Genomic DNA, 20,082 nt, shown 5'->3' with positions numbered 1-20,082 from the left:
TCCAGACGGAGGATCGACGAGACGCGCGTCAGCGCCCCGACTGCGGCATACGGAGGTCATTCGGAGACCTCGACCCGTGGATCGAACGCGACGAAGCCCGAGAAGTCCTTGCCGACGCGATCGAACGCGCTCGGGAACGGCGTCGGGTACGACCACGCGTAGTCGGTGTGCAGCTCGCCTCCGGCCTGCACGGAGAAGTACTGGGCAGCACCCTTCCACGGACAGGTGTACGGGGTCGGGCTCTCGACGAGCGCTCCCTCGGTGATCGATGCGGGCGGGAAGTACCAGTTGCCTTCGATGCGTGCGAGATCGCTCTCGTCTGCCTCGGCGATGACGGTTCCTGCGAGTACAGCCTTCATGGTCCTGCCTCCTCGGATGTGGGTTCGAGCGTAATAGAGGTCTGCGACATCCGTCCCAGGCTTGCGCGCGGGGCTGTCGATGTGAGTAACAATCCCGGTCAGCGCGCGCGGAACGCGCCCTGCCTCCCGTGTCTGTTCGGAGCGGATGCCGGAACGGATCGCCCACCGGCATCCGCCCGCGAGCGCCCCGGGCGGATTCTCTTGCGGATCACGCCGAGTCCCGCCCGTAGGTCTCGAGGAGGCGCAGCCAGATCTCGCTGATCGTCGGATACGCGGGCACGGCGTGCCACAGCCGGGCGATCGGCACCTCGCCGACGATCGCCACCGTCGCCGTCTGCACGAGCTCCGCGACCTCCGGGCCCACGAACGTCGCCCCGACGATCACGTCACGCGCCGTGTCGATCACGATGCGGGCCTGGCCCTCGAAGCCGTCCTCGTACAGGCTCGCGCCCGCGATGCCGCCCAGGTCGTAGTCGATCGCCGCCACGTCGATTCCGGCCTCGCGCGCCTGCGACTCCGTGAGCCCGACAGACGCGACCTCGGGGAACGAGAAGGTCACCTGCGGCGCGGCCGCGTGATCGGCGGTCGCGACGTGCTTTCCCCAGGGCTCGTCATCGACGTCCGCACCCTGAGCGCGTGCCGCGATCACGTCGCCGGCCGCACGCGCCTGGTACTTGCCCTGGTGCGTCAGCAGCACGCGGCCGTTCACGTCGCCGACCGCGTAGAGCCAGTCGGAGCCGGGCACGCGCATCGTGTCGTCGACAGTGATCCAGCGCCCCGGCTCGAGGCCGACGACATCGAGCCCGACATCACCGCTGCGAGGTGAGCGCCCGGTGGCGACGAGGACCTCCGCCGCGGTGACCGTCGCGTCGTCGTCGAGCACGATCGTCACGCCGTCGTCTCCGCGTGTGACGCGCGTGGTGCCGGTGTCGGTGCGCACGTCGACGCCGAGCTCCCGCAACCCCGCAGCGACGCGCTCGCCCGCGAAGGGCTCCATCGTGCCGAGCAGACCGCTGCGGGCGATGATCGTGACGGTCGAGCCGAGAGCCGCGTATGCCGTCGCCATCTCGACCGCGACCACTCCTCCACCGATCACGGCGAGGGACTCGGGCAGCTCCTCGGCGCTGGTCGCCTCGCGGCTCGTCCACGGAGACGCCTCGCGCAGCCCGTCGATCGGCGGGATCACGGCATCCGAGCCCGTGCTGATCGCGACCGCATGGCGCGCGCGGATCACGCGGGTTCCCCCGTCGGCATCCGTCACCGTCACCTCCCGCTCGCCCGACAGACGGCCGTGACCGCGTGCCAGGTCGATGCCGGCGGAGTCGAGCCACTTCACCTGACCGTCATCCGACCAGTGGCTCGTGAACGAGTCGCGGCGGTCGAAGACCGCCCGTACGTCGAGCTTTCCGGTGACCGCCTCGGCCGCTCCCTTGACGTTCTGCGCCGCACGCAGAGCCTGGCCCGAGCGCAGCAGCGCCTTCGACGGCATGCAAGCCCAGTACGAGCACTCACCGCCCACCAGCTCGCTCTCCACGATGATCGCGGTCAGTCCGTCCTGCACGGCGCGGTCGGCGACATTCTCGCCCACCGGACCTCCGCCCAGCACGATCAGGTCGTATTCGTCGGTCTTCTCAGCAGTCATGGGGTGCACCTCTCCGTCGCCCAGTCTCGCTCAAGACCAACGTCGAGTCACGGGGTGGTGTTCCGCCCCGCACTGTGCAACGGCGTCCCGGGCGCGTCGGCGGGGGTGGCTGGGGGTCGGCGCGGTCGGGGTGGCTGAGCGGGTCTCCGTTCACAACTCAGCAGGAAAGTTCCCCATCTGCCCGGACTGGCCCCTCCCCGCCGACTCTCACGGATCCGTGCTGAGTTGTGAACGGTCCGCTCAGCCAGCCGCTCAGCCAGCCACCGGCGCAGCCACCCGGGGAGCGAGCACCGCCGCGACGAGCGCGAGGATGCCCGCGAACACGAACACGATGACGAACGGATCGACGAACGGATCGGCGACCGCGACGACACCCGTGAACAGGACCCCCGTGATCGCGAGGGCGAGGGCGCTGCCGAACGAGTCCGCGACCGACATCGCCGAGCTGTTGAATCCCTGGTTCTCGGGTGCCGACATCTCGAGGGTGAGGGCGCTGGTGCGCGGACTCATCAGTCCCATCCCGGCGCCTGCGACGATCCACGCGACGACGATGGAGGCGACCGGAGCGGCGAGCGCGGCGGCGACGAGGGTGAGAGCGACGCCCGCGGCGACGAGGATCGTGCCGATGCGCACGGCCACGGCGCTGGGCAGGCGGGTGCTCATGCGCCCCTGCACGGTCGCGGCGATCGACCACGCGAGCGCCCCGCCGGTGAGCGAGAGTCCGGCCACCGTGGGCGAGACGGCGTAGCGCTCGGTCAGCAGATACGGGATGTACACCTCCGCACCCAAGAACCCTGCGGCCGCCAGCCCTCGCACGAGCATCACGGAGGGGAGGCCGCGCACGGCGCGGAGCGTTCCCTTCGGCAGCAGCGCCCGCACCGCGACGAGCGCCACCACGACCGCTGCCCCGGCGAGGACCGGGCCCGCCCCCGGCACATCGCCGACCAGGTTGAGGGCGAGCACCGCGGCCGCGGCGAGCACCGCCCACCCGAGTCGCCCGAGCGCCCACGGCGTCGTCGCGTCGCCGGCGCCGGACAGCCCGCGGAGCGCCGGGACCACCATGAGCAGGGCCGGCACGACGAGGAGCACGACGCCGAGGAACACCCAGTGCCAGCTCCACAGCTCGGTGACGGCTCCGGCCACCGTGGGTCCGACGAGCGAGGGGACGACCCAGGCGGCGGCGAATCCGGCGAAGATCGCGGGATGCAGCGTGCGGGGGTACACCCGCGCGACGACCACATAGAGGGCGACCATCAGACCCCCGTTGCCGAGGCCCTGGGCGAAGCGTCCGGCGACGAGCACCTCCATGGTGGGCGCGAACCCCGCCACCAGCAGTCCGATCACGAAGAGCACGACCGAGGTGTACAGCGGCGCCACCGGTCCTCGCCGGTCCGCCCAGTTGCCCGCGATGACCATGCCGATCACTCCCGTGGCCAGCGGGCCGGCGAATGCCAGCGCGTACAGGCGCTCACCGTCGAGGTCGGCGCTGACGACGGGCATCACCGTGGTGACGGCGAGTGATTCGAACGCACCGAGGAACACGAGCGCGCAGGCCCCGATCGTGATCCAGAGGCAAGCGCCGCTCATGATTCCGGGGGAGGCGACCTTCTCGGTCGGCACCCCATCCGTATGTATGGTCATAGGCACGACGGTAGAACCTCAACAAAGGTTGAGGTCAAGCGGGCCTGGCGACTACCGGACGGGCAGGAAGTGCGTCGGCGTCGGCGCCTGAGCCGTGTGACGGATGCCGAGCGGCGCCCCCGTGCGCTCGTCGAGGTCGAGCAGGGCGATGCTGTCGGACCGCTGCCCCGCCACGAGCAGCTTGCCCTCGTGCACGAGATGATGCCGCGGCCAGTCCACACCGGAGTCGGCGAGGGCGATCGATTCGAGGCTCTCGCCGCCGCCCCGCACACGCAGCGCGGCGATCGTGTTGCTGCCGCGCAGCGCGGTGTAGAGGAAGTGTCCGTCGCGCGAGCGCACCAGCTCGGCGGGGAAGTCCGTGCCCACCTCGGCGATCGGACTCGACAGCACGGCGGACACGACCGCCCACGTGCCGTCGCGGCCTGTGGCGAGAGTGAACACCTCGCACGAGTACTCGGTCACCACGTGCAGATGGCCGCTGGGGTGCGCGACCATGTGGCGCGGCCCGGTGCCCATCGGCAGCACGATCTCGTGATCGAGGATCAGCCCGCCCGCCGTGGGGCGCCAGATGCGCACGAGATCGAAGCCGAGGTCGGTCGTGGCGATGCGTCCGTCGGCGAGGAAGACGGCGGAGTGCGCGTGCGAGACGCGCTCCTCGCCCGAGGCCGCGTCCTCGCCGGATGCCGCGAGAGACCCCGCATAGGGGTCGGATGCCGCGGCGGCGACGCCCGCGGGCGGAGCAGCCTCGAGCGGTTCGCCCAGCAATGCGGCGCGGAGCTCAGCGGCCCTGTTGCCGGCATCCTGAACCAGCCGGCCCTGCTCATCGATGCCGATGCGCACGACCCGGCCGTCGCCGTAGCAGCTGGCGACGAGGTACCCGCCGGACGGCGCCACCGCGACGTGGCACACGTTCTCTCCGGCCTCGACCGGCTCGCCGAGGGGGCGGAGCGTGGACTCGCCGCTGCGTGAGAACGCCTGCACGGCGGCATCCCCCTCGAGCGCCGCGTAGACGACGTCGAGGGTCGGATGCTGCGCGAGCCATGACGGCGACGGCGTCTGCGTGACCGCGCCGCGGTACTCGAGGGCGGTCTGCCGGTCGGCGTCGCCGGCGAGCAGCCCGATGCCGTCGGCGGAGCCCTCCATCGCGGAGCCGTATCCGCCGAGCCAGAACCGGGTCACGATGCGCTCAGTCCAGCAGGTCGTGACGCACGACCACCTGGTCGCGCTCGGGGCCGACGCCGATGACCGAGATGCGCGTGTTGCTCATGCCCTCGAGTGCGAGCACGTAGTCCTGCGCGTTCTGCGGCAGATCGTCGAACGACCGCGCGGTCGAGATGTCCTCGCTCCAGCCCGGGAAGTACTCGAGGATCGGCGTCGCGTGGTGGAAGTCCGTCTGGTTGACGGGCACCTCGTCGAAGCGCGTGCCGTCGACGTCGTACGCCACGCAGACCGGGATCTGCTCGAGACCGGTGAGGATGTCGAGCTTGGTGAGCACCAGGTCGGTGATGCCGTTCACCCGGGTCGCGTAGCGCGTGATGGGGGCGTCGTACCAGCCGACTCGGCGCGGACGCCCGGTCGTGGTGCCGAACTCGAAACCGCGCGAACGCAGCCACTCGCCCTGCTCGTCGAAGAGCTCGGTCGGGAAGGGACCGGAGCCCACACGGGTCGTGTACGCCTTGACGATGCCGACGATGCGGTCGAGCGCGCCAGGTCCGACTCCCGATCCCGTCGAGGCGCCGCCGGCCGTGGCCGACGACGAGGTGACGAACGGGTAGGTGCCGTGATCGACGTCGAGCATGGTGGCCTGGCCGCCTTCGAACACGACGACCTCGCCACGGCGCAGCGCGTCGTCGAGAAGGTGACCGGTGTCGGCGACCATGGGCCGCAGACGCTCGGCGTACGAGAGCAGGTCCTCGACGACCTCGTCGGCGGTGATCGACCGGCGGTTGAAGATCTTCACCAGCAGGTGGTTCTTCTGATCGAGGGCGCCCTCGACCTTCTGCCGCAGGATGTTCTCGTCGAACAGATCCTGCACGCGGATGCCGACGCGGTTGATCTTGTCGGCGTATGCCGGTCCGATGCCGCGGCCGGTCGTGCCGATCATGCGCTTTCCGAGGAAGCGCTCGGTGACCTTGTCGAGCGTGCGGTGGTACTGGGTGATGAGGTGCGCGTTGGCGCTGACCTTGAGGCGCGAGACGTCGATGCCGCGTCCGCCGAGCGCCTCGAGCTCGCTGAAGAGCACTTCGAGGTCGATGACGACGCCGTTGCCGATGACGGGCGTGACCCCGGGCGAGAGGATGCCGGAGGGCAGCAGGTGCAGCGCGTACTTCTCGTTGCCGACCACGACCGTGTGACCGGCGTTGTTGCCGCCGTTGAACTTCACGACCCAGTCGGTGCGCTCGCCGAGCAGGTCGGTCGCCTTGCCCTTGCCCTCATCGCCCCACTGGACGCCGACGATAACGATTCCTGGCATGGGTATCCCCCTTGCTTCCGCCGGGTTTGCACCGGCTGATGAGCTGGCCCTCTGCGGGCGGTCCCATCCTACCGAAGGGGTGTTTCACCGCCGTGTCGGGTGGTCGGGTGGTCGGGCGGTCGGGTGGGCGGTGGGTCGGGGATTCTGGCGGGCGGTGGGTCGGGGTGCCGCACAGATGCAGGACCGATGCACGGATGCAGGACGAAAGTGGGCGTTCCGTCCTGCATCCGTGCGTGCGTCCTGCAATCGCACACCTCCGCGCGGAGGCGCTGCACGGATGGCGGAAAAGGAACGGATGCTGTCGCTCGGGCGCATCTCCGATGTCGGTGGCCGGTGCCAGGATCGAAGGATGCCGAAGACCGGTCGCGTGCAGCGCGACGACACCCTGATTCCCGCGAAGCCCCGCTCACAGGGTCCGCTCGTGCTCGTCGCCGCCCTCGTCACGGTGGTGCTGTGGGCGTCGGCGTTCATCGGCATCCGCGGTGCGGGCACTCACTTCGACCCGGGCTCCCTGGCGCTGCTGCGCATGGCCGTGGGCAGCGCAGCACTCGCGATCATCGCGGTGCGCCACGGCATCCGTCTGCCCGAACGTCGCCACCGGTGGCTCGTCGCCGTGTGGGGCGTCGGCTGGTTCTGCGTCTACAACCTCGCCCTGAACGCCGCGGAGCGCTCACTCGACGCGGGCACGGCGGCGATGGTCGTGAACCTCGCACCGCTGATGGTGGTGATCTTCAGCGGACTGTTCCTGCGTGAGGGCTTCCCGCGGCCGCTCGTCATCGGCGCTCCGATCGCCTTCCTCGGCGTGGTGATGATCGGGATGAACTCGTCGACGAGCGCGGGGCCCGACATCACCGGGCTGCTGCTCGCGCTGCTCGCCGCGGTCATGTACGCCGGGTGCACGCTGCTGCAGAAGCGGCTGCTCAGCGCCGGGTCCGACGCGACGACGCTGACCTTCCTCGGGGCCGTCGCGGGCACGGTCGCCCTGCTCCCCTGGACGGGCAGTCTCGTCGGTGCCCTGCAGACGGCTCCGCTCGACGCGACGCTGTGGGTCGTCTACCTAGGCATCTTCCCGACCGCGATCGCCTTCACGACCTGGGCCTACGTCCTGCAGCGCAGCACGGCGGGGCAGACCTCCGCCACGACCTACGTCGTTCCGGCGATCGCGATCCTGATGTCGTGGGCGATCCTCGGCGAGGTGCCGACTCCGCTCATGTTCGTGGGCGGCGCACTCTGCCTGCTCGGAGTCCTCGTCACCCGCATGCGGTGGCGCCGCCGCACCTGACCCGTGCGCTCCGCCCGGTATGCCGAGGCCTCCCCTCCCGCTTCACCCTCCTCGCCCGATAGGGTGTGCGCGGAGGCGAAGATGACGACCTGGTGGCCCTACGCACGACTCGCTGCAGCAGTGCTCTCACTCGCCGCGATCATCGCCCAGCTGTCCCGCAGCATCCAGAACGCCCTCGACGCCACGACCGAGTGGGGGCAGCATCTGCCCACGGTCGCCGCGAACTTCCTCAGCTTCTTCACGATCCTGTCGAACCTGCTCGCAGCAATCGTCCTGATCATCGCGGCGGTCTGGGCACTGCGCCACCGCCGTGACGACCGGCCGGAGCCGAACGGGCTCGCCGTCGCCCTCGTCTGCGCGAGCACCTACATGATCGTGACCGGCATCGTCTACAACACCCTGCTCCGCGGCGTCGAACTGCCCCAGGGCGTCACGGTCCCCTGGTCGAACGAGGTGCTGCACGTCGTGTTCCCTCTGTTCCTGCTGCTCGACGTGCTCTTCGCGCCTCGGCGACGCGCCCTCTCCTGGAGCACGATCTTCATCGCCGCGATCTTCCCGATCCTCTGGGCGATCTACACGATGATCCGCGCGAACTTCATCACCTCGCCCGCCACGGGGAACACCTGGTGGTACCCGTATCCGTTCCTCGACCCGCGCCTCGTCGGCGGCTACCTCGGCGTCGCCGGCTACATCATCGGCATCGCGGTCGCGATCATCGGTGTGGCCGCCCTGGTCGTCCTGGTCGGTCGCCGGCGCGGTGCACGGGTGGCGGCCGGAGACGCCTGACCGGCATCCGCTCCGGAACCGGCAGCGGCACAGCCGGGCGTCCGCATGGGCACAAGTCCCCATGCGCGCGCCGGATCGGGGTGTGCGGATGCGGTTACGCTGGTCGCGGGGGATCGTCGATGCGTCCCCGTGGCAACGAGGAGACACATCGATGAACGAGCCCTACGCGCCCGAGCCCTCTGCACGCGCGACGCCGCCTCCCCCCGCGCCGCCCGGCGCGTCGATGCCCCCGGCCCCGCCCGCTCCGGCCACCCGTGCCGCGGCTGCGGCCGCCGCACCACCCGCGTCCCCCTCGGCGAGCAGAAAGTCCGAAGCCCCGACCGATGCCGAGCTGCGTCGAGCGAGCGAGGTGCTGAAGACCGTCTCCGACGCGTACTCGGCAAAGATGGTCGGTCAGGAGCGGCTGCGCATGAGCCTGCTGATCTCGCTGATCGCCGGCGGCCACATCCTGCTCGAGAGCGTTCCGGGGCTCGCGAAGACGACTGCCGCGAGCACGCTCGCCGACACGGTCAAAGCGCAGTTCAAGCGCATCCAGTGCACGCCCGACCTGCTGCCCAGCGACATCACCGGCAACCAGATCTACGACGCGGCGACCGGCTCCTTCCGCACCGTGCTGGGTCCGGTGCACGCCAACTTCGTGCTGCTCGACGAGATCAACCGCTCGAGCGCGAAGACCCAGAGCGCCATGCTCGAGGCCATGCAGGAGCACCAGACCACGATCGGCGGCGAGGTGCATCACCTGCCCAAGCCGTTCCTCGTGATCGCGACGCAGAACCCCATCGAGCAGGAGGGCACGTACGAGCTGCCCGAGGCGCAGATGGACCGCTTCCTGCTCAAGGAGATCGTCGAGTACCCGAGCCCTGCCGAGGAGTTCGAGATCCTCGGTCGCATCGACTCCGGCGTGCTCGATCCCGACCGTCACGTCTCGAGCGCGATCGGCCTCGACGACGTCGACATGCTGCAGGACGTCGCGAGCCGCATCTACGTCGACCCCGCGATCCGCAACTACATCGTCTCGATCACCTATGTCACGCGGAACCCCGCCCCCTACATCGGCGAGGAGCGCGCCCGATACATCAAGTACGGCGCGAGCCCCCGCGCGAGCATCGCCTTCCTGCAGGCCGCCCGCGCACTCGCCCTGCTCAACGGCCGCGCGCACGTGCTGCCCGAGGACATCCGCTCGCTGCGCCACCTGGTGCTGCGCCACCGCGTGCTGCTGACGTTCGAGGCCGACGCCGAGGGCATCCGCAGCGAGGAGATCATCGACCAGATCTTCGCGTCGGTCCCCACACCCTGACACCCGCCATGCCCAGCCTGATCACCCAGGTGAAGAGCAAGCTCTTCATCCACTCGTCGCGCAAGTCGCTGCACGCGCTCGACGGCGCCTACGCGTCGTTGCTGCACGGGCGCAGCCTCGACTTCGAGGATCTGCGCAAGTACGAGTACGGCGATCAGGTGCGCGACATCGACTGGCGCGCGACCGCCCGGTTGGGCACACCCCTGGTCAAGCGGCACCGGGCGATGCGCATGCACACCATCCTCTTCGTGGTCGACACCGGACGCTCGATGGCCGCTCTCGCCCACGACGAGAGGTCGAAGAAGGACCTCGCGATCCTCGCCACCGGTGTGCTCGGGGTGCTGGCGCTGCGGCACGGCGACGACTTCTCGCTCGTGTACGGCGATTCCGACCGCATCCGTCGCCGCGCACCGGGCCGCAGCGAGGGCGCTCTCGAACACGCGCTGCGCACGATCGACGGGGCCATCGACTCCAGCACCGCGTCCAGCGACCGCGACGCCCTGCTCTCGTACGTCACCCGCACCATCTCGCGCCGGATGATCGTCGTGGTGATCACCGACGAGGCTCCCGTGACCGACGAGACCGAGCGGATGCTGCGACGCCTGCGCGTGCAGCACGACGTGCTGTGGCTGACCGTGAGCGACGCGGATCCCGTGCTCGACCACGCGACCGGAACGATCCGCAGCGATGTGGACAGTCTGTGGGAGGTGCCGGACTTCGTGCAGGGTGACCTCGACATCATCCGCGAGCTCACGGCGCAGACCGAGGCGGACGCCGCCCGCCTGGCCGAGGTGCTCACGCGCATGGAGATCAGCCACAGCGTGCTGGCCGGTCAGGACGACGCCGTCTCGCAGCTGCTCCAGCTGCTGAATCGGAGGTCGAATGCCCGGCTCTGACGAGCTCTACCCTCCGGCCCAGTACGGCTGGGGCTGGATCCTGCTCGCGTTCGGCGTCCTCGCGCTCCTGATCGCGGGAGCCTGGCTGGTGGCCGCCCTCACCCGGCCGCGTCGCGATCTCCCCCTCACCGACGAGTCGCAGGGGCCCTTGCTGCTGACCGTCGACGTGCTGTCGCAGCTGCGGGTGGAGTATCTCGACCGCATCCAGCGCATCGAAGACGACTACCGCGCCCGCACGCTCTCGGCCCGCAATGCGAACCTCGAGTTCAGCCGCGTGGTGCGCACGTTCGTCAACGAGTACAGCGGACTCGAAGCCCCGGTGCTCGCCCTCGACGATCTCGTCGCGCGCGGGGTGCATCCGGCGCTGATCGACGCCATGGGGCGTCATTACTACCCCAGCATCTTCCGTCAGGGTCCCGCGATCGATCCGGCCGCGGGTGCCGAGGCCGCGCGAACGGTGGTGCGCACATGGCACTAGCCAACGGATGGCTGATCCTCGTCGCGGTGGGCGTCGTACTCGCCGCGATCGCGATCGGGGTGGTCGTCGGCCTGCGCAGCGGCGCCAGGACCGAGGAGCACGAGCGCGCCCGCGTCGCCCGCGCCGAGCGTCTGCGGGCGCTGCCCACCTTCCGCCAGGCGTTGAACCGTCGCGTGCTCGCCCTCTCGGCCGTCCTGCTGCTCGGAGTGGTCGCCGCACTGTCGGCGGGAGTCATCGCGGCGCGGCCGATGTCGTCGCAGACCATCCAGCCGGTCAACACGAGCCGCGACATCATGCTCTGCCTCGACGTCTCGGGATCGATGAGCGAGGTCGATGTCGAGGTGCTGTCGGTGTTCGAGGATCTGCTCGACGACTTCGAGGGGGAGCGCATCGGACTGACCATCTTCAACAGCTCGCCCGTGCAGATCTTCCCGCTCACGGACGACTACGACTTCATCCGCGGTCATCTGCAGAGCATCCGGGAGAGCTTCGACTACACCGATCAGGTCCCGGAGCACTGGGTCGGCACGCTGAACGGCAACGGCGCCTCGCTGATCGGCGACGGGCTCGCGGCCTGCACGATGGCGTTCGACCACCCCGACGACGAGCGCTCCCGGTCGATCATCTTCGCCACCGACAACGAGATCAACGGAGCCTCGATCGTGACCCTCGACGAGGCGGCCGCGTATGCCGACTCGATCGGCGTGCGCGTGTTCGCGCTCAACCCCGTCGCGGGCAAGGACGACGCCGTGAGCGCCGAGCTGGCGAAGGCGGCCGAAGTCACGGGAGGCGCGGCCTACGGCCTGCGCGACACGACCACCGTCAGCGACATCGTCACCCAGGTGCAGGAGCAGGAGGCGACGGAGCTGAAGGGACAGGCGCAGGTGGTGTGGACCGATACCCCGAACCTGTGGATCGTGGTGCTGCTGATCTCGATGCTCTCGTTCCTCGTGGTGCTGTGGAGGGTGCGACTGTGATCTTCCAGCCCGTGCTGAACGTCTTCCTCCTCGTGCTGCTGTGCGCGCCGGTCGGGGCTCTCGCCGTGATCGCGCTGGCGAAGGCGAAGGGCCGCGACAAGGCGCTGTGGGTCCTGCGGCTCGTGCTGCTGCTGGCCTGCTTCGTCATGTTCCTGCGCCCCGGCATCCCCGGCGGCGCCACCCAGACCCTCGCGACCGACACCGACGTCGTGCTGGTCGTCGACACCACCGCGAGCATCGTCGCCGAGGACTGGAACGGCGACGAGCCGCGCCTCGACGGAGTGCGCGCCGACGTGCAGAGCATCGTCGACGAGTACCCGGGAGCACGGTTCGCCCTGATCACCTTCGACGCCTCGGCCGACCTGCGGATGCCGCTCACCACCGACACCACCTCCCTCATCTCGTCTCTCGACGTGCTGCGCCCCGAGGTGACGAGTCAGTCGCGGGGCAGCTCGATCGGCATCGCGAGTCCGCTGCTCACAGAGACCCTCTCGAACGCGGCGGAGTCCTCACCCGACCGCTCGCGCATGGTGTTCTACTTCGGCGACGGCGAGCAGACGGTCACCTCGGCACCCGAGCCGTTCGACGGCAGCGCGGAGTTCACCGACGCCGGTGCCGTGTTCGGCTACGGCACCGCGGAGGGCGGGCCGATGCGGCTGACCACCGGCGGTCTCGGCGACTCGGGATCCGGCGAGTACATCGAGTACCAGGGGTCGAACGCGCTGTCGGTGATCGACGAGACGAACCTCGAGGCGATCGCCGGTGAGCTCGGCGTCGAGTACCAGCACCGCACGGCGGATGCCGAGATCGTGCTGCCCGACGCCCCCTCGACGACGACGAACTACGCCGAATCCGGATCCGTCGGCAACGTCACCGAGCTCTACTGGATCGCCGCGCTCGTCGTCGTCGCCCTGCTCGGCGTCGAACTGGCGCGGGCCGGCATGCTCGTCGCCCGGCTGCGGCTGCTGCGCACCCCGCGTGCCCGCGCGACCCGCGACCGGGACCGATCGACGCGCGACGCGACCCGGTCGGCGCGCGACGCATCCCGGTCGACGCGCGAAGCGACGACGTCCAGGCCCGACGACGGAGGTGCCGCGTGACCGAGACGACCGCACCCGAGGCGACGGCGCCCGAGGACCTCCGCGCGAGGGCGGCATCCGCTCTTCTGGCATCGAACCGTCGGCGGCGCCGCATCCGCCGCTGGATCGCGATCGGCACGCTGCCCCTCACTCTCGCCGCGCTGCTCTTCGTCGGCAAGGTGCTGAGCATGTACGCGTTCGCGCACCAGTCGATCACGGCCTACGTCGCCGACGACTTCGCGGGATCGGAGTCCGCCGCCCACGGCCAGGAGTTCCTCAACTGGTTCGAGCCCTATAAGGCTCCCTTCAACGCGGGCACCGCCCTCGCCGGCGCCGAGGAGCTGTCGGCATCGCGCGCGAAGCTCGAGGAATCGCTCGACCTGGCCACCGGCCTCGAGGTCTGCAGCGTGCGCATCAACCTCGGGCTCGTGATCGAGCGCATGGGAGATGCGGCCAGGGCCGACGGCGACGGCACGGGAGCCGCGGCGCTCTACGGCGAGGCGCTCACCGTCACGTCCGAGATGCCGCCGGAGTGCGACAGCGACGAGGCGGAGGAGCAGTCCTCCGACCCCGACCGTGACATGCAGCAGAGCAAGGAGGATCTCGAGGGCCGGCTGAAGCAGAAGCAGCAGCAGCAGACGCCGCCCGAGGAGGAGCAGCCTCAGGAGGAGTCGGAGCCGCAACCGTCGGAGGACAAGCTCGACGAGCTCAAGGACAAGCTCGAGCAGGGCACGCAGGAGCGCGACCAGCAGCAGGGCGAAGACGGCGGCGGCTCGGGGACGGACAAGCCATGGTGATGGATCACGAGAAGCAGCGCGCGCGCTACGTCGCCGGCACCGAAGGGGCGCCGCCGGTGCCGCCTCCCGGCGGATACCGCAACGCGCGCCGCGCATCCGGCCCCTTCGTGCAGCAGCCCGGCATCCCGGGAACCACGGCCACCGCGACCGGCTCTGCGACCGGCTCGGCATCCGGCACCGCCCCCGGCACCGCGGACGCGCCGAAGAGACCGGCGAACGCCCTGGGCTGGATCTCGCTGGTGGCCGGCATCCTGTTCGCCGCGATCCTGCTGATCACGCTGGCCGTGGGAGCGACCGACGTGCTCTACGGCGTCACGATGCTGACACTGCAGCTCGTCGTGGCGGCCGTGATCGTCGGCGCTCTGTTCACCGCCCGCGGACGCACCCTGGCCGCCGTGGCGCTCGCGGTCACGCTGATCTTCAACGTCGCCACCGTCGGCGGCATCGGTGCACTGCAGACCTCGGCATCCGGAAGCTACGACGGCATGAAGACCGAGGAGCAGAAGCACGAGGAGGCCTACCCGGGCATCAAGGGCACCGACCCTCAGGCAGCCCTCCGTCAGCAGTCGCTCGAGGAGGTGCGGGCGGAGGCCGACAGCGTCTTCGCCGACATCCGCGCCCGCATCACCGCCGAGTACGGGTACGAATGGGTGCAGGTCGGCGACGAGGACCTGCGTCCCGAGCGCAACGGGTACGGCGGAGAATCGATGCTGATCGAGTACACGTCGGTGGGGTGGGCGACCACCCAGCCGATCCAGGACTACAACACCAAGCTCGACGTCATGGCCACCATCGACGCGGTCGTCGCCGAGCACGGGATGCCGCCGCTCTACTCGTTCAACGGCGAGTACTCGGGCATCGATCCGACGATGATCGCGAAGCTCTACGGCAGCGAAGACCCGCGCGAGCAGCACACGTGGGAGTACTACACCGACAACTACCCCGATCCGACGCGGCTCTACGCCAACATCTACGACCTGTCGAACGACCCGACGGGCGACTTCCGCACCACGCGCGAGGCGCAGAGCGCACGCACCGGGGAACCGCTCGAAGGGCTGCAGATGGTCGTGCTCGCGAGCGCCGTGCTCAGCGAGAACGATCGGGCGGAATACGAGGAGAAGCTGAAGGACTACCCCGGGTTCCAGTGATCGGGCGCCGCGGCCACTCGAGGGGCCTGGTTCAGAGATCGAGATGCCCCTCCCAGACCGGACATTCTTCGATCAGCGTGTGCACCCGGCTGTTCTCCATCAGCCAGCCTGCGAGGCCCTTGTCGACGTAGCCAGCGAGTTCGATGAGGGTGTCGTGCGCCTCGGTTAGCGACAGTCGCACGGGGGTTCCACTCGAATCCTGCTCGCCTGCGATGGGAACGCCCCAGATGATGTGCTCGTGATGGGCGATGCGGTTGCGTAGCGACCGCACACGACGCGCAGCGGACTCCACGCGAGACCGATCGAAGTCTCCGACCTCGGGGAATGCCCTACGCAGCGCCGGCTTCCAGAGCAGGGTGTCGTAGATGCGACGAGATCGATCTTCGTCCGTGCCCTGATATCCACCCTTGCCCAAGATCTTCACCCAGAAGCCGAACATCAGGGTCGCCACCAGTTTTCCGTGAATCACGATCGAATCGGCGTCCAACTTCGACAGATGACCCGTCTGCCAGGCTTCAGAGATGAGTTCGAGAGTGTCCTCGTCAAGAATCTCCACGCGCTCGTACCAGTTGACTCCATAGGTCGCAGCGAGCTCCCTCGCCATCGCCGATCGCATCGCGACCTCGAGGTGTCCGAGGTCGTCGAACACCGCAAGCGCCACCGAGCTGGCCCATCGATAAAGATCCATCCCATCGACGTCAGTGTCCGCGCAGACCTTGTCGTATCGCGCGATCCTGGCCGCAGGGATCGCTGCGCGAAGACGGTGCACGTTTCCTCCATTGCTTGCGGATTTCTCAAGGGGTACGATAGAACCAGTCCCCGACGCAGCGCACGCGAGTGTGACGGTCGGGGTTTCCTTTTGCCTCGCGGTCGTCAGGAGGCGAGGGCGAGACCTGCGGCGAGCGCGAAGCCCAGCACGGTCGCGAGCCCCGTCGATTCCTTCGCCTTGGACTGCGCCTCCGGGATCATGGAGTCGACCAGCATCACGAGCAGGGCTCCGGCGGCGAATCCGCTCGCACCGGCGCGGAAGGCATCTCCGGTCACACTCGTGAGGGCGAATCCCGCGACGGTCGCCGCCGCGCAGACGACCGCGACTCCGGCCCACAGCAGCAGCACCCGCGACTTCGCCATCCCACCCTGCAGCAGGTCCGCCGCGGAGCCGATCGATTCCGGCAGGTTCGATACGAGGATCGCGACGACGAGCGCCACGCTCACCGGCTCGCCGGACGCCAGCCCGATGCCGAGCACCAGCTGCTCAGGGATGCCGTCGAGCAGCGCCCCCACCGCGAGCTGCCCGCCGCCGGCCTGCCCCTTCTTCTTCGCGGCTCTGGCGTCGAGGATGCGGGCGGCGATGTAGTAGCTGATCGCTCCCAGCGCGACGCCGAGCACGAGCGGGATGGGGCCGGCGAGCGCGAGCCCCTCCTCCCACAGCTCGAATGCGATCGACGCCATGAGCGCCCCCGCACCGAATCCGAGCACGATGCCGAGCCAGCGCGGCGGCCAGGCGCGCAGCAGTGCGAGCACTGCGCCGACGAAGAGGGGCGCCGCCGCCACCACGCCCCAGAGGATCGCTCCGCCCATGTCCTGCCTCCTTCAGGGCCACTCTGCCACTGCGCGGCACAGATCACTGTCAGCGATTTCTCCTCGTCGGGGCCAACTCGACGTTCGACGCAATCACCGGGCAGGCGAACCGTCTGAGCGCGCCGCGGGCGGATGCGCTGCTAGTGCACCATGAAGCACCTTCTACTGTTTGATCTTCCCAGCTGCGTACCAGACGAAGTACAGAAGACCCCAGAAGATGAGGTCGATAACGGCCACCGATATCAAATCGGTTGACCACTCCCAGACTCCTGTCAGCAACAGAGCCAGTTGTACAAGAATTATCCCGCCCGCGACGATCGTCGCGAAGACTGCGGGATGTAGTCGCTTCTTAGTATTCACTGGCAGCTAAACCCCGACGGCCCCGCGAGTGGATAGATGCGCATCTCACGCCCGTTCGCACACACCCCATTTGCAACGATGAACGCAACAATGGACCCGATGAGCACTCCGCCAACTCCACAGGCGACCCCCGCAGATGGGGGACCTGCAAGAGCACAGATCGCTGCGACAAGCGTCGCCGAGGCGCCAGTCACCATAGCCTGCTGTTCGGCACTGCGAGTGCTGCCCCTGATATTTGGGATGCCTGTCTCATGAGTTGGGGCCTCCGATGATTGGACTGCGAACAAGAATCACCGTAACAAGCTGACCGTAGAGTGCGCGTCCCCCAAACGGCCGACAAAAGCGGTCTCGTCATCGAGAGGAGCGCATTGCTCAGGCTTTCGCGGGTAACTCGTGGTCCGCGCCAGTCTCCATGACCGAAGTATGGGCGGTTTCGTGACAGGTCAGTGCTCCCGTCGGCGCACTGAAACACCCTCGGCAAAGCACGCATCCTGGTTAGCAGCGACTTCACCGCCCCTCGCCCCCCCTCCGCCGTTCAGTCGCGTACGCGGCGATGGATGCCGAGGTCGGTGCGCCCGGGCAGCAGATCCGCCCGCAGCGCTCGGGTGCCGTGGTACTCGCCGTCGCGCAGCCGGCGGTACGGACTGGTCGGCGTCTCGTCGTCGATCCCCGCGAGTCGTGTGCGCAGGCGGGCGGATTCCCGCTCGACGTCAGCGGCGCCGAAGCCGTCGACATCGTGCACGACGTGCAGGTCGAGCGGCTCGATGCCGGTGTACCAGAGCGTGCCGTGGGTGAGCGGGAACATCAGCGCGTCGATGTCGCCGCTGATGCCGCGGGTGCCGATCGATCGGTCGTCCTCCCCCGCGGTCACGATCACGAGCGCGCGCCTGCCGGCGAGCAGTCCCTCCCCGTACCGCAGCGGCAGCCCGGTCTCGGGATCGGTGGGTCCGTAGGCGAATCCGTTCGTGAGCACGCGATCGAACCACCCTTTGAGGATCGCCGGCGGGCCGTACCACCACAGGGGGAACTGGAGCACGACCAGATCGGCCGCCTCGAGCTTGCGCTGCTCCTCGCGCACTTCAGACGGCACCGTGCCTTCGGCGTGCGCGGCACCCATGAGGTCGACGACGTTCCCCTCCCGTCCGCCGGGGGCACCGAGGTCGGCAGCGCCGAGCACCGGATCGAACCCCTGCCGATACAGATCGGAGACGTGCACGTCATGATCGCGCGACAGGAACTCCACGCCCTCTCGGAACAGACGGGCGTTGACGGAGCTCTCCTGGGGGTGGGCGAGGATCCAATGGACGGTCTTACGGGGCGCGGACAAGCGAGTCTCTCTTCCGTGGGGATGGTGATGGCGGGATGCGGCGGCGAGTGTCAGCGGATGCCGGCGGGGTCGCGCGGGGAGCGTTCGGCACCCTGTGGGGCGCGTCGCACCAACGGCACGAGCGCGGCGGCGGCCACCGCGACGGCGGCGACCACGAGAGCCACCGCGAATCCGCTCGCTCCGACGACCTGCGAGATCGTGCCGAGCACGGCGATGCCGAGCCCGCCGCCGAGGGCGAAGGCGACTTCCTGGATCGCGCCGACCTGCCCAGCGTCGTCCTCCGTCGTGACGTCGAACAGGGTCGTGGCCGCCAGGGTCGCTGCGACGCCGAATCCGGCGCCGACGAGCACGAGCGGCAGCGCCACGATCTCAGGATCCAGCGCCAGCCACACGAGTCCGACGCCCTGGATCACGAGGGCGAGCACCGTGAGCGAGGGCGAGGTCAGCCACCGCAGGAACAGGGGTGCGGCGACACCACCGAGGGCGATCGCCACCGCCTGCGGCAGGATCGCGATCCCCGCCTCCGCCGCGGAGTACCCGCGCAGATCCTGCAGGTGCAGGCTGGCGAGGAGCACGCAGGCCGACGACACCCCGCTGCTCGCCACGATGCGAACCACCGCAGGACTGAAGCCGGACACGCGGAACAGGCGCAGGTCGATCAGGGGGTCACGCAGCGAGCGCTGCCGTCGGATGAAGAACACGAGGGTCGCCACCGCGACCACACCCGCCACGGCCGCGGGCACGGGAGCGGCCAGAATCTCGTGCAGCGCGAACACCAGGGCACCCAGCGCCACGATCGACGACACGATGCTGAGGATGTCCCACGACACCGGCCGGGAGCTGCGCGAGTCCGGCACGAGCCAGAGGGCGAGCACCGCGGCGACCACCGCCAGCGGCACGCTCCCCAGCAGCAGCCAGCGCCATCCGGGCCCCTCGGTCACCAGACCGCCGAGAACCGGACCGAGGGCGCTGCCCGTGCCGAACGTCGCGGTCCACAGCCCGTAGGCGAGCACGCGCTGACGAGCCTGATAGTGCGCGCCGATCGTGGCGACGACACCCGCGACGACGAAGGCCTCGGCCACACCGAGGAGAGCGCGCACGACGATCAGCACGAGGCCGTCCTGCGCGAGGCCGCCGATGAGGTTGAGTACCGCGAATCCGGCGAGGCCGAGGAGCACGATCCGCTTGCGCCCGACAGCGTCTCCGATGCGTGCGGCGAGGATCAGCGTCGCCGCCAGAGAGAGGGAGTAGACGTCGACGAGCCATAGCGCGCCCGTGTCGCTGAGCGTCAGATCGCCGCGGATCGCGGGCAGCGCGGTCGACACGCTGCTGATCGCGAGGGCGCCGATCAGGATGCCGAGGAGGAGGGGGATCATGGCGAGCCACGGATGCCGCGGCGAGCGCGAACGGGTGGGTGCCACGGGCACGGAAGCAGTCACGTGTCCAGTGTCGCGGACCGGTACGAGACGAGCAAGTACGGTCATTGTTGTTACATACTGACGTTCTGGATACCATGGGAGCGACGAAGGGCGGATCCGGTGAGAGAGAAGACGGCGCGCATCGTGCAGGAGTGGACAGACGCCTGCGATGCGGAGATCTCGATCGCGGTGCTCGGCGGCGCATGGAAGCCCAGCATCCTCAGCCTGCTGCGCGAGCACGAGGTGCTGCGGTTCGGCGAACTGAGCCGCCTGCTCGACGAGCCGACGGCTCGCGTTCTGACCCGCCAGCTGCGCGAGCTCGAAGACGACGGCCTCGTCATCCGCACGGTGTACCGACAGGTGCCGCCCAAGGTCGAGTACCGGTTGAGCGAGCTCGGCCGTGGATCCCTGCCGCTCGTCGACGCGCTGACGTCGTGGGGCGGGAGCTATGCCGAGCACCAGCGCAGCCTGCTGCCGGAAGCGAGTGCGCCGGTCGCTCGCTGACCCCGCGTACCGCCGCTGCACGCCCCCGGTCGTCGCG

At 69.3% G+C, this 20,082-nt stretch carries 19 protein-coding genes; 10 read left to right on the top strand and 9 right to left on the bottom strand.

The window, feature by feature from the left end; all coding sequences use genetic code 11:
* Positions 1–56 precede the first annotated feature (56 nt).
* The 5 genes from DXT68_RS00645 to DXT68_RS00625 form a co-directional block, all read right to left on the bottom strand.
* On the bottom strand, positions 57–359 hold the full coding sequence (locus DXT68_RS00645; protein ID WP_045252647.1) for a DUF427 domain-containing protein: 303 nt from the start codon (positions 357–359) through the stop codon (positions 57–59).
* A 208-nt stretch (positions 360–567) separates the two neighbouring features.
* Positions 568–2,001 (bottom strand): dihydrolipoyl dehydrogenase family protein, encoded by a 1,434-nt coding sequence (locus DXT68_RS00640; protein ID WP_045252648.1) that lies wholly within the window; start codon positions 1,999–2,001, stop codon positions 568–570.
* Between the two features lie 252 nt (positions 2,002–2,253).
* Positions 2,254–3,642: an MFS transporter gene (locus DXT68_RS00635; RefSeq protein WP_045252473.1), complete on the bottom strand. Its 1,389-nt coding sequence runs from the start codon at positions 3,640–3,642 to the stop codon at positions 2,254–2,256.
* A 51-nt stretch (positions 3,643–3,693) separates the two neighbouring features.
* Positions 3,694–4,821 carry a lactonase family protein gene (locus DXT68_RS00630; RefSeq protein WP_052677557.1) on the bottom strand — a complete coding sequence of 376 codons (1,128 nt, stop codon included), beginning with the start codon at positions 4,819–4,821 and terminating at the stop codon, positions 3,694–3,696.
* 7 nt (positions 4,822–4,828) lie between these two features.
* On the bottom strand, positions 4,829–6,115 hold the full coding sequence (locus DXT68_RS00625) for an adenylosuccinate synthase (RefSeq protein ID WP_045252474.1): 1,287 nt from the start codon (positions 6,113–6,115) through the stop codon (positions 4,829–4,831).
* Positions 6,116–6,464: 349 nt separating this feature from the next.
* Here DXT68_RS00625 and DXT68_RS00620 point away from each other — a divergent pair, with 349 nt between their 5' ends.
* The 9 genes from DXT68_RS00620 (at position 6,465) to DXT68_RS00580 (ending at position 14,855) form a co-directional block, all read left to right on the top strand.
* Positions 6,465–7,397 carry a DMT family transporter gene (locus DXT68_RS00620; RefSeq protein ID WP_052677556.1) on the top strand — a complete coding sequence of 311 codons (933 nt, stop codon included), beginning with the start codon at positions 6,465–6,467 and terminating at the stop codon, positions 7,395–7,397.
* Positions 7,398–7,478: 81 nt separating this feature from the next.
* Positions 7,479–8,183 (top strand): Pr6Pr family membrane protein, encoded by a 705-nt coding sequence (locus DXT68_RS00615; protein ID WP_045252469.1) that lies wholly within the window; start codon positions 7,479–7,481, stop codon positions 8,181–8,183.
* A gap of 151 nt (positions 8,184–8,334) precedes the next feature.
* Positions 8,335–9,480, top strand: coding sequence for an AAA family ATPase (locus DXT68_RS00610; RefSeq protein ID WP_244918550.1), 1,146 nt, complete (start codon positions 8,335–8,337; stop codon positions 9,478–9,480).
* An 8-nt stretch (positions 9,481–9,488) separates the two neighbouring features.
* Complete coding sequence (locus DXT68_RS00605; protein WP_045252654.1) at positions 9,489–10,376, top strand: DUF58 domain-containing protein; 888 nt, start codon at positions 9,489–9,491, stop codon at positions 10,374–10,376.
* On the top strand, positions 10,363–10,854 hold the full coding sequence (locus tag DXT68_RS00600) for a hypothetical protein (RefSeq protein ID WP_045252655.1): 492 nt from the start codon (positions 10,363–10,365) through the stop codon (positions 10,852–10,854). The genes DXT68_RS00605 and DXT68_RS00600 overlap by 14 nt, the downstream gene beginning before the upstream one ends.
* Complete coding sequence (locus DXT68_RS00595; protein ID WP_045252656.1) at positions 10,845–11,831, top strand: vWA domain-containing protein; 987 nt, start codon at positions 10,845–10,847, stop codon at positions 11,829–11,831. The genes DXT68_RS00600 and DXT68_RS00595 overlap by 10 nt, the downstream gene beginning before the upstream one ends.
* Positions 11,828–12,931, top strand: a complete 1,104-nt coding sequence (locus DXT68_RS00590) for a vWA domain-containing protein (protein ID WP_082068766.1) — start codon at positions 11,828–11,830, stop codon at positions 12,929–12,931. Before DXT68_RS00595 ends, DXT68_RS00590 begins: the two co-directional genes overlap by 4 nt.
* Positions 12,928–13,707, top strand: a complete 780-nt coding sequence (locus tag DXT68_RS00585) for a hypothetical protein (RefSeq protein ID WP_045252657.1) — start codon at positions 12,928–12,930, stop codon at positions 13,705–13,707. Before DXT68_RS00590 ends, DXT68_RS00585 begins: the two co-directional genes overlap by 4 nt.
* Positions 13,707–14,855, top strand: coding sequence for a hypothetical protein (locus DXT68_RS00580; RefSeq protein ID WP_244268075.1), 1,149 nt, complete (start codon positions 13,707–13,709; stop codon positions 14,853–14,855). The genes DXT68_RS00585 and DXT68_RS00580 overlap by 1 nt, the downstream gene beginning before the upstream one ends.
* 31 nt (positions 14,856–14,886) lie before the next feature.
* On the opposite strand, the gene DXT68_RS00575 is transcribed toward DXT68_RS00580, so the two are convergent.
* The 4 genes from DXT68_RS00575 to DXT68_RS00560 form a co-directional block, all read right to left on the bottom strand.
* The gene (locus DXT68_RS00575; protein WP_244268077.1) at positions 14,887–15,459 is read right to left on the bottom strand and encodes a hypothetical protein; all 573 of its coding nucleotides are present in this window, start codon (positions 15,457–15,459) and stop codon (positions 14,887–14,889) included.
* Positions 15,460–15,728: 269 nt separating this feature from the next.
* Complete coding sequence (locus DXT68_RS00570; protein ID WP_045252659.1) at positions 15,729–16,436, bottom strand: ZIP family metal transporter; 708 nt, start codon at positions 16,434–16,436, stop codon at positions 15,729–15,731.
* A gap of 895 nt (positions 16,437–17,331) precedes the next feature.
* Complete coding sequence (locus DXT68_RS00565; protein WP_045252660.1) at positions 17,332–18,123, bottom strand: NAD(P)H-dependent oxidoreductase; 792 nt, start codon at positions 18,121–18,123, stop codon at positions 17,332–17,334.
* Between the two features lie 50 nt (positions 18,124–18,173).
* Positions 18,174–19,562, bottom strand: coding sequence for an MFS transporter (locus DXT68_RS00560; protein WP_244268078.1), 1,389 nt, complete (start codon positions 19,560–19,562; stop codon positions 18,174–18,176).
* A 99-nt stretch (positions 19,563–19,661) separates the two neighbouring features.
* On the opposite strand from DXT68_RS00560, the gene DXT68_RS00555 reads away from it, so the two are divergent.
* Positions 19,662–20,045, top strand: coding sequence for a winged helix-turn-helix transcriptional regulator (locus tag DXT68_RS00555; RefSeq protein ID WP_045252662.1), 384 nt, complete (start codon positions 19,662–19,664; stop codon positions 20,043–20,045).
* The last annotated feature ends 37 nt before the right edge of the window (positions 20,046–20,082 follow it).

It is taken from the genome of Microbacterium foliorum (genome assembly GCF_003367705.1).
In the GTDB taxonomy this organism is placed as follows: Bacteria; Actinomycetota; Actinomycetes; order Actinomycetales; family Microbacteriaceae; genus Microbacterium; species Microbacterium foliorum.
The sequence above is the reverse complement of the archived record's forward strand: the minus strand, read 5'-3'. Positions and strand labels throughout refer to the sequence as shown.